Here is a 13924-nt window from a genome sequence, read left to right as displayed (position 1 = left end):
TGTACTTATACAATCAACTTTCCTCCACAAAAAAAGGCCACCCTAAATAGGATGGCCTTTTTTATGACTAATTCATAAGCTCATTGCTGAGACTTAAGTCTTAGTTCAATACGTTAGCAACAACACCAGCGCCTACAGTACGGCCGCCTTCACGAATTGCGAAGCGAAGACCTTTGTCCATAGCGATTGGATGGATAAGCTCTACGCCCATCTCAACGTTATCACCAGGCATTACCATTTCAGTACCGTCTTGTAATTGGATTGCGCCAGTTACGTCAGTAGTACGGAAGTAGAACTGTGGACGATAGCCGTTTAGGAATGGTGTGTGACGACCACCCTCTTCTTTTGACAATACATATACTTCAGCGTCAAACTTGGTGTGAGGAGTGATTGAACCTGGCTTAGCTAGTACTTGACCACGTTGTACGTCTTCACGCTTAGTACCACGTAGTAGTACGCCACAGTTTTCGCCTGCACGACCTTCGTCAAGCAGTTTACGGAACATCTCTACACCAGTACAGGTGGTTTTTTGAGTGTCACGGATACCAACGATTTCGATCTCGTCGCCAACTTTAACGATACCAGATTCAACACGGCCTGTTACTACAGTACCACGACCTGAGATTGAGAATACGTCTTCGATTGGCATTAGGAATGCTTTGTCGATGTCACGCTCTGGCTCTGGGATATAAGTGTCTAGTACGTTTAGTAGTTCTACAACAGCTGGTTGGCCGTATTTTTCTTCTGAGCCTTTTAGGGCTTCAGTAGCAGAACCTTTAACGATAGGAGTGTCATCGCCTGGGAAGTCATAGTCGTTCAATAATTCACGAACTTCCATTTCTACTAGCTCTAACAATTCTTCGTCATCAACCATGTCACATTTGTTCATGAATACGATGATGTACGGTACGCCAACCTGACGTGAAAGCAAGATGTGCTCACGAGTCTGTGGCATTGGGCCGTCAGTTGCAGATACGACTAGGATTGCGCCGTCCATCTGTGCCGCACCAGTGATCATGTTTTTAACATAATCGGCGTGACCTGGGCAATCTACGTGTGCGTAGTGACGGCTGTCTGTGTCATATTCTACGTGTGAGGTGTTGATTGTGATACCACGTGCTTTTTCTTCTGGTGCTGAGTCAATAGACGCGTAGTCTTTGGCTTCGCCACCAGAGGTGATTGCAGCTACGGTTGCGATTGCAGCGGTAAGGGTTGTTTTACCATGGTCAACGTGTCCGATTGTACCGACGTTGACGTGTGGCTTGTTACGTTCAAACTTGGCCTTTGCCATGGGTATTTCCTCTTTTTTTGGTGAATGATCAATAAAAAGCTGTTTAATGGCTCATAATAGAATTAAATCATCATAAACCTAGCTATCAACCGCACGAACCACTGCTTAAACAATGCTCCGAACTAATTCTTGTATCCGTTATTATACGCTGACTTGTCTTAAATAGTCATACATCTCTCAATCGAAATCAATTTCTCTCTAACTAGTAGATACAAAGCTCGATTGATTATAACCTTTCTTATAACCGTATAATTATCTTGATATGCAAGGTCGCGATATTAGCTGACCGACATCATCAAACAATCCGTAAAATCCGTTAACATATGGAACAGCAATCCAGCTCCAATGATATTAAAAGGCTTACGAAGAAAGAGCAAAATAAAATACACTAGCATCGCATAATAAGTATGTAACGGATGAAAATTAATGCTACATCTATTTGCCTGAAATATTGGGTTTGCTACCAGATGATCTATATCAACCAACATGGTCGCAAGCAAAATCAGATATGCTTTTTTCCACTCTTTTCTAAAAAACGCAATCGCGATAAAAAGAGGAAAACCAAAATGCAAAAAATAATGTATTAACGTCTGCATACTGACCTATTAGTTTTAGTCTTCTCTATATAAGACCATCAAAACCAATATTTATTAATATACTGACAGCACTAAAAGGCAACACCTCAGTGTCACCTTTGAATCATTGTCTACCGCACTACTGTTATATATTTCAATATTCTATAATTTCGATATCGACGCAAAGTTATATAAATAGCAAAACAAGCATAAAAGGCATAAACAATAAATGGAGCTCATATCGAGAATTGAACTCGAGACCTCTCCCTTACCAAGGGAGTGCTCTACCGCTGAGCTATATGAGCGTATATTGAAACCTTTGAACTGCACTAAAAAAAATATCACGATGCAGCAATAATTACTGACTCTCGTGATGATTTATTGTTATGCTTTGCGATGGTGTATATATGGAGCGGGTGGCGGGAATCGAACCCGCGTCATTAGCTTGGAAGGCTAAGGTGTTACCATTATACCACACCCGCATTTACTCTTATTCAGGATAACTCTAATCGAGAGTTATGAGATATAGAGAGTATGCTTGGCGCTATGACAAACTTTAGAAAATATGGTGGTGGGGGAAGGATTCGAACCTTCGAAGCTTTCGCGACAGATTTACAGTCTGTTGGGTTTGACCGCTCCCCAACCCCACCTTAGGTTGCTTTGAACAAAAATGACTTACATTTAAGACAAATTCATAAAAAGCTACTTTAAGAGAGATGGTGCCGACTGCCGGGATCGAACTGGCGACCTACTGATTACAAGTCAGTTGCTCTACCAACTGAGCTAAGTCGGCTTGTTCTCTTAAAGTGGTGGCTATTCTATCAAATTTTTTGAGATGCGCAAGTACTTTTTCATCTTTTTTTAAATTAATTTGATATAAATATTTAAGTCACTGATTAAGCTGGTTTTTTTATAAATAAAAATATGGCAATAAATTGGCTTTTTACTTGCAGCCTTTATTTTTGCCACATCACTGGCTATTTAATTAGCGAATACGCAAGCCATTACAGGCCATTTCTACCGCTTTTATTAGGGCCAATGCTTTTTTATTGGTTTCATCCCATTCTTTTTCTGGTACAGAATCAGCAACAACCCCTGCTCCGGCTTGAATATGTATCTCAGCACGGCGCATCACCGCAGTACGGATAGCAATGGCCGTGTCCATATTACCATTCCAACCTAAATAACCAACTGAGCCACCAAATACCGTTCGACGTACTGGTTCTATCTCATCGATAATTTGCATGGCGCGGATTTTGGGTGTGCCCGATAGCGTACCAGCTGGGAAAGTGGCACAAAATACATCTAGTGCATCTTTGTCAGCTCGTATCGTACCCTCAACATTAGATGCGATATGCATCACTTGTGAGTAGCGCTCTATAAACATCTTTTCTGTGACTTTGACACTGCCATACTCGCAAACGCGGCCAATATCATTGCGACCCAAATCAATGAGCATCAGATGCTCGGCCGTTTCCTTCTCATCATTTAGCAGCTCTTGCTCAAGCGCTAGGTCTTCAGCCTCATCTCGGCCACGTTGCCGCGTCCCTGCCAGCGGCCTTACCGTCACCTTGCCATTTTCGATACGGGATAGGATTTCAGGAGAAGCACCGATAATATCAAAGCGTTTGTGATCATCGAGTGTATAGCCATGCACCAAAAACAGATATGGTGATGGGTTTAGGTAGCGAAGCGCACGATAGACGGCTAGAGAGTCGCCTGTATAGTCCGCTGTCAAACGCTGCGCTGGCACTACCTGCATGACGTCACCTGCGGCAATGTAATCCTTTATTTTATTGACATCGCTACAGTATTTTTCGGCACCTGTTTGCGATATAAATTTAGGCGTAGGCATTACAGGTGCTCGCAGGTTTGATGGCTCTGCTAGCTTTTCCTCGATTTGTTCTAGCTCACGAATAGCTGAACTGTAGCCATCCTCAGACTGGCAATCAGCATAGACGATGATTGACAGCGTATTCTCTAAATTATCAAATACAATAACGCTCATCGAAAGCATCAGCCACATATCTGGCATCGACATTGGATTGGGCGCATCAGATAAGCCGACACTTGGCTCAATAACACGTACCATATCGTAGCCAAAGTAACCGACTAGACCGCCGCTAAAGCTCGGCATGGTCAGCACATCTTCAGCAGTTGGCATTTGATACTGCTCCATCAGCTCACGCAGGTAATCAAAAGGATTCTCTACTGCCTCTGTATCGATATGATCGTTTCGTTTGGTCGTCATATTGCCATCAGCGTACTGCAAAATCAGATCACTACCCAATCCAATCATGGAGTATCGCGCCCAGCGCTCACCGCCTACCACAGACTCAAACAGATAGGCAGAGCCATTTAGATCACGTACTTTGGAGAATACAGATACGGGAGTCTGCGCATCCATCAGACGCTTTTTTACTAGCGGTGCGTGACTAAAGCCCCTATCTCTAAAAGCTTGGTATTCTTCAAAAGTCATCATAATAGCGCTCTCTAAGCAGCTTATAGGCAATAATAAAACTATAAGCTGCTCTATAAAATATAGCGCCAATATTCGCTAAAATATCGACGCTATAATGAGTCATTTGTTTAAAAAATGGTAAGCACAACAAGGCTCTCTATCAAAAATTACGACAAAGACCTAGTGTGTATTTGAATTATGCACCGCCCATATTAAACAACCATAAGGCCAAACCGATAATTAGAATGGTCACAAATACCCATATAAACCAGCCGCCGCTCGCTTTTTTCTCTACATGACCTGCATGAGCAGGGTTGCTGATTTCTTGATCCATCGCATTATTGCCTTCGGTACCAAGATCGCGCGGCTGCCCTAAATTAGCCGTGCCTGAAAACTGTGCACTAGCTGCTTGTTTGGCTTTTAAAACTTCAGGGTCAGCTTCTTCTTGTAACTCTGTTTTTGTAGTTTTGTCGTGTTCGTCTTGGACTGCTGGCTCTTCATGCACTGCTGGCTCTTCATGCACTGCTGGCTCTTCTACCACTGGCGCGCTATCAGCAGATGCTGTCTGTGATGACTCTGTAGTTGTCACAGCTTCTGTTTCAGTTGCCGTAGGTACAGATGCGTCAGCTACTACTTCTGTAGCAACTGGCGTTTCTTCTACTGGCGTAGGCGATGCCGCATCCGCGTCAGACAGTACTTCATCAATCCCTGTTTTTTTGACAACTGGCTCTGTAGCAACGGCTTGTTCAGTAGCCGGTTCTTCAACAACTGGTTCAACGGTTTCATACGTAGAAGTGACTGAGTCTTCGATCATATCTGAGCCGGTATCTACAGGTGAAGGTTCTACAGGTACAGTATCATCCGTAGCAGGTAACATTTCTTCGATACCAGTTTCTTTGATCACTGGCTCATTGACTGTTTGCTCTATGATCGGATCTTCTTCAATCAGAGCTTCTTTGCTCGGACTTTCTTCAAGAACGCTTTCTTCAACTATTTGCTCTTCAGTCACAGGCTCACTAGCAGGATTTTCTAGCACAGTAGCCATGTCAGCATTCTCATGTGTATCTGCTACTGGCTCTTCTGTGGTCACTGGCGCTAGCGTTTCACTCTCTGACGTCGTCACAGGTGCAGTAGTTGCCTGTACTTGAAAGCTAAAGCTTGCAAAGCCAAGCATATCGTCTGCCTTTAAATGACTAGATTCATTACCTGCAATACGTTGCTCATTGATAAACGTACCATTAGAAGAGTCTAAGTCCTTCACATACAGCTGACCATCTAACACACTGAGCACCGCGTGATTGCGAGAAACCTGTTTGCTACCTAGCACTACGTCGTTATCACTACCACGACCTATAGATAAGCTATCACTAACTGTCAGTGTTAGGTCACCTAGCGCTTCGGTCAATGCATTTAGCTGCCAAGTTGTACTTGCTGCCGTATTCATACTATCTGTCTCGTTTGTCATGTTATAACTCCTTATTTTTCTATTGAATATCCAATGATGCTAAAAATAATAACTCTAAAATATTACTGCCACTTCATGATAAGTATTGTCGCTATTTCTTTAATAGAATTTGCCTAGTACAGTTTATTAAGTACTTTCCTCAAACACCATACAGTATTTACTTTGGTATAAAGTGAGGTTTTATAACTTTATCAAGCTTGCTATAGGGGATATTAAGGACAGGCATACCGTAAGCATATGGACCAATAGAATAATGCTGATAACGAATGCTAACGCCCGTGTCTGTTAAGGTCACATTATCGCTTAACGTAAATGGCCAGTTTTTCTCATAACTACTCACGTCTTCGGCAACCGTTTTAACCCATCCTTTATAAGCATCATAGGCCAGCGCCTCAAAACGAGGTTTTTTACCTGAGATAAGCATGTCGTCAAGCGTGACCTGCTTTTTGGTACTTGGGTCAAATACTAGGTACTCGCTATAAGGCATGCCATGTGCACCGCCAGTATAGACATAGGAGCTAATCTCAAACAGTTCAAAATCATCGACATGACCTAGATAATTGGGCGCTACCATCAGATTATAACCCCATGACACATCATCAGGCATATCTTGGAATTGCGAACTCACAAAGCTATCAAGAGCAGCCGTAACTTCTTTTCCACTGCTTTTACCCTTGATAGGTGCTGACTCTGTCATCTGACTATTGACGACTAAGTTATCGATACGGGCATTGGCAATCTCATCTATCCAGTTTTGACTGCTTTTGAGATACTTAACCTCAATCTCTGGACAGTTATCACGCTTGTCACACGTCTCTTGTATATTACTGGGTAGCTGATACGGTAGATATTCCGTGCTGCTAATGAAACTTCCTGCATTGACCGACATACTAACGACACTTAACAATAGGCTGCCAGTCAACATAGCAATTGAACGTCTCTGGCTTATCTTTATCGAAAATAGATCAGCCGATATAGATTTATCATCAGTTTGAGTCGTAGTGTGCATATGTCCTCTTCTACAAATATAAAATGCCATTCAATATTCTACCGTAACAATTGCAATGTATTGTAGGAAGACTGTTCACGTTTTTGAGGTGATGTAAGCAAACGATTATCTAACTCTTACTATTTGAGTCATAAATACAGGCAATAAAAAAGACACGGCTGGCGTGTCTTAATCAATAAACGATATAAGCGTATAAATAAATTTAATGTTCGCGAGTGCTACTAAAAGTCACTTCTGGATAGCGGTCTTGCATCAGCTGTAGATTGACACGTGATGGCGCAAGATAGGTTAGATAACCGCCCCCATCTAATGATAATTGGTCATGGGCTTTTTTCTTGAACTTCGCCAATGCTACTTCATCATCGCAATGAATCCAGCGTACCGTAGCTATCGATACTGGCTCAAAGGTACATTGAACTTTGTACTCTTCTTTTAGACGATGCGCGACTACTTCGAACTGTAGGACACCGACCGCACCCAATACCAAGTCATTATTAATCTGCGGCATAAAGACCTGCGTTGCACCCTCTTCGCTTAACTGTTGAAGACCTTTTTGCAATGCTTTTGATTTAAGCGGATCTTTTAGAACTACACGGCGGAACAGTTCAGGGGCGAAATGCGGAATACCTGTAAAGCTTAACTCTTCGCCTTCAGTGAAGCTGTCACCGATAGAGATGGTGCCATGGTTGTGCAAGCCAATGATATCACCCGGATAAGCTTCTTCTAGCGCCTCACGGTCACCTGCTAAAAAGGTCAGAGCATCAGCAATACGTACGTCTTTCCCCAGACGCACGTGCTTCATTTTCATGCCCTTTTCGTACTTACCAGAGCACACTCGCAAGAACGCAATACGGTCACGGTGACGCGGGTCCATATTGGCCTGAATCTTAAAGACGAAGCCCGTAAAATCTGTCTCGGTGGCTGATACTTCACGCTCAGTCGTTGGATGGGCTTTTGGCGGCGGTGCATATTTGACCAAGGTATCAAGTACCATGTTTACCCCAAAGTTACCCAATGCCGTGCCAAACAATACTGGCGTCATCTCACCCGCTAAAAACGCGTCAACGCTGAACTCTTCTAGTGCCATCTGTACCAGCTCAAGTGACTCTTCGAAAGCGTCAAACATCAGTTGTCCTAGACGCTCACGGATATCTGGATAATCGTAGCCTTCTCTGGTCTCAGAGACCGTCATCTTACCGCCGTTGCCTTTTTCATAAAAGTAAGTTTTATTTTCAGTCAAATGATAGACACCGATGAAGTCTTGACCCATACCGATAGGCCAAGTCACTGGGATACATTTGATTTTCAACACTGCTTCGATTTCGCTAAGTAACTCAAGCGGCTCACGAATCTGACGATCTAGCTTGTTGACGAATGAGATGATAGGCGTATCGCGCATACGACATACTTCCATCAGCTTGATGGTTCGTTCCTCTACACCTTTTGCACCATCGACCATCATCAGCGCACTATCCACTGCGGTCAAAGTGCGGTAGGTATCTTCACTAAAGTCGGCGTGACCTGGGGTATCTAGTAGGTTGACCATATGGTCTTTATACGGAAACTGCATGACAGACGTCGTGATCGAGATACCACGCTCTTGCTCCATGCTCATCCAATCTGAGGTTGCATGACGATCCGTCTTACGGCCTTTTACTTCGCCCACTACCTGAATCGCTTGACCCCATAACAGGAGTTTTTCGGTCATGGTGGTTTTACCAGCATCGGGATGCGAGATAATGGCAAAGGTGCGGCGCTTAGCAACTTCTTTGTTTAATTTCTTTGGATCTACGCTCATAATTTTCAGCTTCAACAGTTATGTGATTTAGAAGTGACTCTAAATAAATAAAATAAATAATGGGCGTATTGTAGCGGATTTAGCATCAGGGTGCAGAATTAGCGTATAAAAAAACACGCCCCGTTATTTAAACGAAGCGTGTTTTTTGGCTTTCTAATTGCGATTATCATGCTTGAGTAGCACGACTAATAGCCACCAATCCATCTCAATAGTAGCGTTCGATTTGCTCAGCCAAGAAGTCGCCAGCCACCTCATTGACGATTGTACAATCAACTACGTCAAAACGGCTGTCTGTGTTTGGGTCGGTGCTACCTTTGGCGACATAGTTTGCTTCATAAACGTCCTTTCCGTACTCAACACCGCTATATTCATAAGCAGGCTGATCATCGTACTCAAAAAACATGACTTGTGCGGCTTGCTGCTGATTGCCTATGCCCACTCCGAACTGAGAGGTTCTATGATCTCTATCCGCACTAAAGCGGGTTTTGGCCACTTCAATCCACCTCTCTATTGAGGCATATCCAGTCTTGTTTTTCTCATTAAATGCCAAAAACGAGCGCTCACTGGTTACCACAGGGATATAACAAACCGACCCTTCAGGAAAAGCAACATTGGTCGGAATTTCAGAATAATTGTTTAAGTCGGTAATAATACCGTATTTATTGTTCACGTTTGTACTAGCAACATAGCTGTTAGCACGCAGCCCTGATAAGTTAAGCGTCTTATAAGTGGTTTGGTAGTCTAGCTGATTATTGGTGTTTTTTTCATAGATGGGGCGTTTGACCGTCCGATTATTAACCTCGATGTCTTTATTTTCAAGTCGACCCTCGAAGTCATCTGCCAGCACAGTTCTGTCTAAATCGTTCAGGCTTTGGTTGCTATAACTGTTGATGAGATTGGTTGTTTTGATCTCGCGCGCACCAGTACGATACGTTTCATCAATTCGTGCAATTGCTGTAGCATTGGCTTTGCTATCATAACTATTAGCAAAGCTTGTCAATGTAATCTCGCTACTAGCCGTCCCATAAGCGCCGTCTTCTTCCTCGCATCCTATCAAAGCAAGCGTCGTCAAAAAGCAAACACTAGGTATCGCAATCCATCTATTCATCAAACAATGTCCTTATGATTCAGATCTCTGTTATCTATACTGATAACGTATATATGGCTCATTACCGCTATTGTACCTCTTTGACGACTGTACGATAAGCTTGTAAATATAAAAACGAATAAAACTGTGCTCGAAATCTCATTTACAAACTAGCAGTATATATTTACTCTCTATGCACTGAGCTGCGTGAGCGATTTGTTATGCTAGGTTTCATATTAAGATTTACCACTTAAATATAAACATAAAAACTTACAACAAAGGATATGTCATGAAATCTCTATACTCTACCAAATCTACTGTTACTGGCGGCCGCATGGGTACAGCAACCTTAAGCGATAGTGATCTTGAAATCAACATGGTACCACCAGGCGCTAATGAAAAAGGTAATAACCCTGAGCAATTACTCGCTATGGGTTATGGTGCTTGTTTTGATGGCGCTTTAGGCGTAGTCAAAAAAATGGAAAGCGCAACATTTGGCTCAACTGTTGAGACCTCTGTAGACCTATTACAAGGTGACAATCACGAATATAAGCTTGCCGTAAAAATTCACGTCATCGCTGATAATACAGACCTATCTGCTGACGAGATTCAAAAATTGGTCGAAAAAGCGCATGAAGTATGCCCATATTCGAAAGCAACCAGCGGTAACATCGATGTCGAAGTCTCTTCAGAAGTAAAGTAATGCATTCAGAGATTCCTTATCAACTATTTAATAACAAATAATTGATAGTCATCAGACATTAAAAGAACTCAGATTATCTGGGTTCTTTTTTTTGTCTTTAGCAATTTATTTGTCCTAGACATGAGATATCGAAAACTCCAATATAGATTTCAATAAGAAAGAACACGATAGAACATCTCGTAACGGTTAAGCAGTTCGGCATGCGCTGATTTTATCGTTATAATAAGCGTATATATTTTTATCTAATAGCTGATAAGTGACTTTTATGACTGATGACATAGCTGACAATACCACCGATAATGACCACAACTCTCACCAAGCGCTTGACCCAAAAGCATTACCGAACTTCGATACCATGCCTAACGTGGCGCTGATGGATACCAGTCATGTAGACAAAGATCAGCCGCCTTTTATTTTGGTTGATGGCTCCTATTATCTGTTCCGCACTTATCACGCCCTACCAAAAACCATGCAAAACTCGCAGGGCCTAATCACCAATGCGATACGCGGTACACTCAACGCGCTACTCAAGCTGATGCGTCGCTATCACCCTACCCATATGGCTGTCTGCTTCGATACCAAATCACCGACTTTTCGCCATCATATGTCTGCTGACTATAAGGCTGCTCGTCCACCCATCGATGTCGAGCTGGTAGAGCAAATTCCTTATATTCATCGTTTAGTCACCGCATTAGGCATTCCACTGTTGCGTATTGAGGGTGCAGAAGCGGATGATATTATCGGTACACTTGCCCATCGCGCTGTCGAGCAAGGTCATCATGTGGTCATCTCGACGGGTGATAAAGACATGATGCAGCTGGTCAACGACTGCGTGATACTGGAAGACAGCTTTACGGGCAAAGTCACGGATACACCAGCGGTAATCGATAAATTCGGTATTAACCCAAACCAAATGATCGATTTCTTAACGCTAATGGGTGATGCCTCTGACGGTATTAAAGGCGTACCTGGTATCGGTAAAAAGACCGCTAAAGACCTACTCGTTGAGTATGGTGATATCGAAAATATGCTCAAACATATTGGCTTTATCAAAGGTCGCGGGGCGAAAGGTCTGATTGAACACGCCGACGATATTCCTTTTAACAGAAAGCTAGCCACCATCGTCACTAACTTAGCCATCGGTCAAGATTGGAATGACCTAAAAATCAATACTGACCCTTGTGCTCATATAAATGAATTGCGTGACTTATATAATGAGCTTGAGTTTAGAAATGAGCTGGCATCGCTTGATCATCCAAACCACCCTGCCAATGGCTCTAAAAGTGTTGCTGATAGCCAAGCCGATACGGAGTCACAGGCACAGGTGGCAAAATCGCTCCAATCAACCAAGAGCGACAACATCAAAGACAGCACTAACCATGATAAAGCGTGGCACACTGTACTCGATGAGCCAGCGTTTGATAGCTTGGTCGAATTGTTAGAAGCTGCTCCGCATTTTGTCATTGATACCGAAACTACGAGCGTTCATTGGCGTGATGCACAAATCGTTGGTTTATCTTTCGCGTTGCAAGCACATGAGGCGTATTACATTCCGCTTACGCATAGCCTAGAAGGTGATGAGCTAATAACCAAGCAGCTTGATCGCGATACGGTATTAGCTCGCTTGAAACCTATACTAGAGAATCCAAATATCGGTAAAATCGGTCAGCATCTAAAGTACGATGCGCATATCCTCGCTCACTATGATATCGATCTAGTTGGCGCCATACATGAGCAGCCAAATAACTGGGCAATGGACACCATGCTTGCCAGCTACGTTATCAATGCGGCAGCTACTCGCCATGGTATGGATGATTTGGCACGTCATTATTTGCAAACGCAAACCATCAGCTTTGAAGATGTAGCAGGTAAAGGCGCTAAGCAAGTTACCTTTGACCAAGTGGCTATCGATATCGCAAGCGACTATGCTTGTGAAGATGCCGACATCACCTATCAATTATTTGACGTGTTCAGCGTTGAGCTGGCTAACGATGCCAATAATGCCAAATTACTACACGAGCTAGAGATTCCAACGGCAGAGATACTTTGCCAAATGGAAGCGCATGGTATTTTGATTAAACGTTCATTCTTAAACGAGCTGTCAAAACGCTTTGATGAAGAAATTATCGCCCTAGAAAAACGTGCTTATGAAGTGGCAGGTGAAGAATTTAACTTAGGCTCTCCTAAGCAGCTCGGTGAGATGCTGTTTGAAAAGCTAGGCGTTGCTGGTGGCAAAAAAACCAAGTCTGGTCAATACTCGACTGGTGAGGCGGTACTATCAAAAATCGATCATCCATTGGTCGATATTACGCTAGAGTATCGTGGATTATCTAAGCTCAAAAGTACTTATACCGATGCGCTGGATAATGTCGCAGATAGCGAAACCGATCGTGTGCACACTAGCTACCATCAGGCATTAACGAGCACTGGGCGTTTGTCCTCAACAGATCCTAACTTACAAAACATCCCGATTCGTACTGCGACTGGTCGCCTCATTCGTCAAGCCTTTATCGCACCAGAAGGTCGCGTTATTTTGGCTGCGGATTATTCACAAATTGAATTACGTTTAATGGCGCACTTCTCAGGTGATAAAAACCTAACCTACGCCTTTAACGAAGGATTAGATATTCATGCGGCTACCGCTGCTGAAGTACTTGATAAGGATGTCGCAGACGTCACCTCGACCGAACGTCGTAATGCTAAAGCTATTAACTTTGGTCTGTTATACGGGATGAGTGCCTTTGGACTTGCTAAGCAGCTACAGATGAGCCGCGGCGAGGCACAAGACTATATCGATATGTACTTTGAGCGTTATCCAGGCGTCAAAAACTATATGATCAATACGCGTGCAAGCGCTTATGAGCAAGGTTATGTCGAGACGATATTGGGCCGTAAGCTCTATACGCCTGATATCAATCACAGCAATCGTATGGTCAAGCAAGGTGCTGAGCGCGCGGCGATTAACGCCCCACTACAAGGCTCTGCTGCTGATCTAATCAAGCTTGCTATGATTGCCGTTGATAAAGTGCTGCCAAAAGAACAAGCCAAAATGCTGCTACAGGTTCACGATGAACTGGTGTTCGAAGTGGATGCCGATAAAGTAGACGAAGTTAGCCAGCTAATTACTGATGCTATGCAAGATGTCTTGACGACTACGGCAGTAGATAAAGGCTGGAATGTCGACTTTGCAGTGCCTTTATTAGTCGAGACTGATAGTGGTCAAAACTGGGATGAAGCGCATTAATCACTCACTGCCATTTAATCAAGCATGTAAGATATGATTATTCATGTACCTTACAGATATGACAGTTTTTAATAACCAATACTACAATAAGTCATTATATATTGTTTATATTAACAATCACTTATGACCAGTTAGTTATATTTCATAACAGTAATATCTAGGTGCGGGGTTTATAATAGCTCATCTGTTAAACCCTAACTATTCGATATTTTTGCTTTAAAGTGAGCCTTTGGGCTCACTTTTTTGTTTTTAACACATTCTTTTTGATACGCAGGAGCCAGTTATTTTGAG

The 13924-nt window shown here is 42.9% G+C and carries 9 protein-coding genes and 4 tRNA genes; 2 read left to right on the top strand and 11 right to left on the bottom strand.

The features are described from left to right. Positions 1 to 100 precede the first annotated feature (100 nt). The 11 genes from tuf to IEE84_RS02250 all read right to left on the bottom strand — a co-directional run bounded on the left by tuf (position 101) and on the right by IEE84_RS02250 (position 9707). The gene (gene tuf / locus IEE84_RS02295) at positions 101 to 1291 is read right to left on the bottom strand and encodes an elongation factor Tu (RefSeq protein ID WP_057758488.1); all 1191 of its coding nucleotides are present in this window, start codon (positions 1289 to 1291) and stop codon (positions 101 to 103) included. 278 nt (positions 1292 to 1569) lie between these two features. Beyond that, complete coding sequence (locus IEE84_RS13065; RefSeq protein WP_224737857.1) at positions 1570 to 1887, bottom strand: DUF6122 family protein; 318 nt, start codon at positions 1885 to 1887, stop codon at positions 1570 to 1572. 209 nt (positions 1888 to 2096) lie between these two features. After that, a tRNA-Thr gene (locus IEE84_RS02290) sits at positions 2097 to 2171 on the bottom strand. Between the two features lie 103 nt (positions 2172 to 2274). Next, positions 2275 to 2348, bottom strand: a tRNA-Gly gene (locus IEE84_RS02285). 84 nt (positions 2349 to 2432) lie between these two features. Continuing rightward, positions 2433 to 2516: transfer RNA gene (locus tag IEE84_RS02280), tRNA-Tyr, on the bottom strand. Between the two features lie 67 nt (positions 2517 to 2583). Continuing rightward, a tRNA-Thr gene (locus tag IEE84_RS02275) sits at positions 2584 to 2659 on the bottom strand. A gap of 192 nt (positions 2660 to 2851) precedes the next feature. Further along, entirely contained in the window at positions 2852 to 4348 is a 1497-nt protein-coding gene (gene trpE / locus IEE84_RS02270) for an anthranilate synthase component I (protein WP_191114747.1), read from the bottom strand. Between the two features lie 175 nt (positions 4349 to 4523). After that, positions 4524 to 5792 (bottom strand): FHA domain-containing protein, encoded by a 1269-nt coding sequence (locus tag IEE84_RS02265; protein WP_191114746.1) that lies wholly within the window; start codon positions 5790 to 5792, stop codon positions 4524 to 4526. Positions 5793 to 5949: 157 nt separating this feature from the next. After that, on the bottom strand, positions 5950 to 6801 hold the full coding sequence (locus IEE84_RS02260) for an RsiV family protein (protein ID WP_191114745.1): 852 nt from the start codon (positions 6799 to 6801) through the stop codon (positions 5950 to 5952). Positions 6802 to 7003: 202 nt separating this feature from the next. After that, positions 7004 to 8599 carry a peptide chain release factor 3 gene (locus tag IEE84_RS02255; RefSeq protein WP_191114744.1) on the bottom strand — a complete coding sequence of 532 codons (1596 nt, stop codon included), beginning with the start codon at positions 8597 to 8599 and terminating at the stop codon, positions 7004 to 7006. 205 nt (positions 8600 to 8804) lie between these two features. Next, complete coding sequence (locus IEE84_RS02250; protein ID WP_191114743.1) at positions 8805 to 9707, bottom strand: hypothetical protein; 903 nt, start codon at positions 9705 to 9707, stop codon at positions 8805 to 8807. Between the two features lie 268 nt (positions 9708 to 9975). Between IEE84_RS02250 and IEE84_RS02245 the strand changes: the two genes are divergently transcribed. Next, complete coding sequence (locus IEE84_RS02245) at positions 9976 to 10389, top strand: Ohr family peroxiredoxin (protein WP_191114742.1); 414 nt, start codon at positions 9976 to 9978, stop codon at positions 10387 to 10389. Positions 10390 to 10654: 265 nt separating this feature from the next. Next, positions 10655 to 13633, top strand: a complete 2979-nt coding sequence (gene polA / locus IEE84_RS02240) for a DNA polymerase I (protein ID WP_191114741.1) — start codon at positions 10655 to 10657, stop codon at positions 13631 to 13633. Positions 13634 to 13924: the final 291 nt, after the last annotated feature.

The organism is Psychrobacter sp. 28M-43 (assembly GCF_014770435.1).
GTDB lineage: Bacteria > Pseudomonadota > Gammaproteobacteria > Pseudomonadales > Moraxellaceae > Psychrobacter.
The sequence above is the reverse complement of the archived record's forward strand: the minus strand, read 5'-3'. Positions and strand labels throughout refer to the sequence as shown.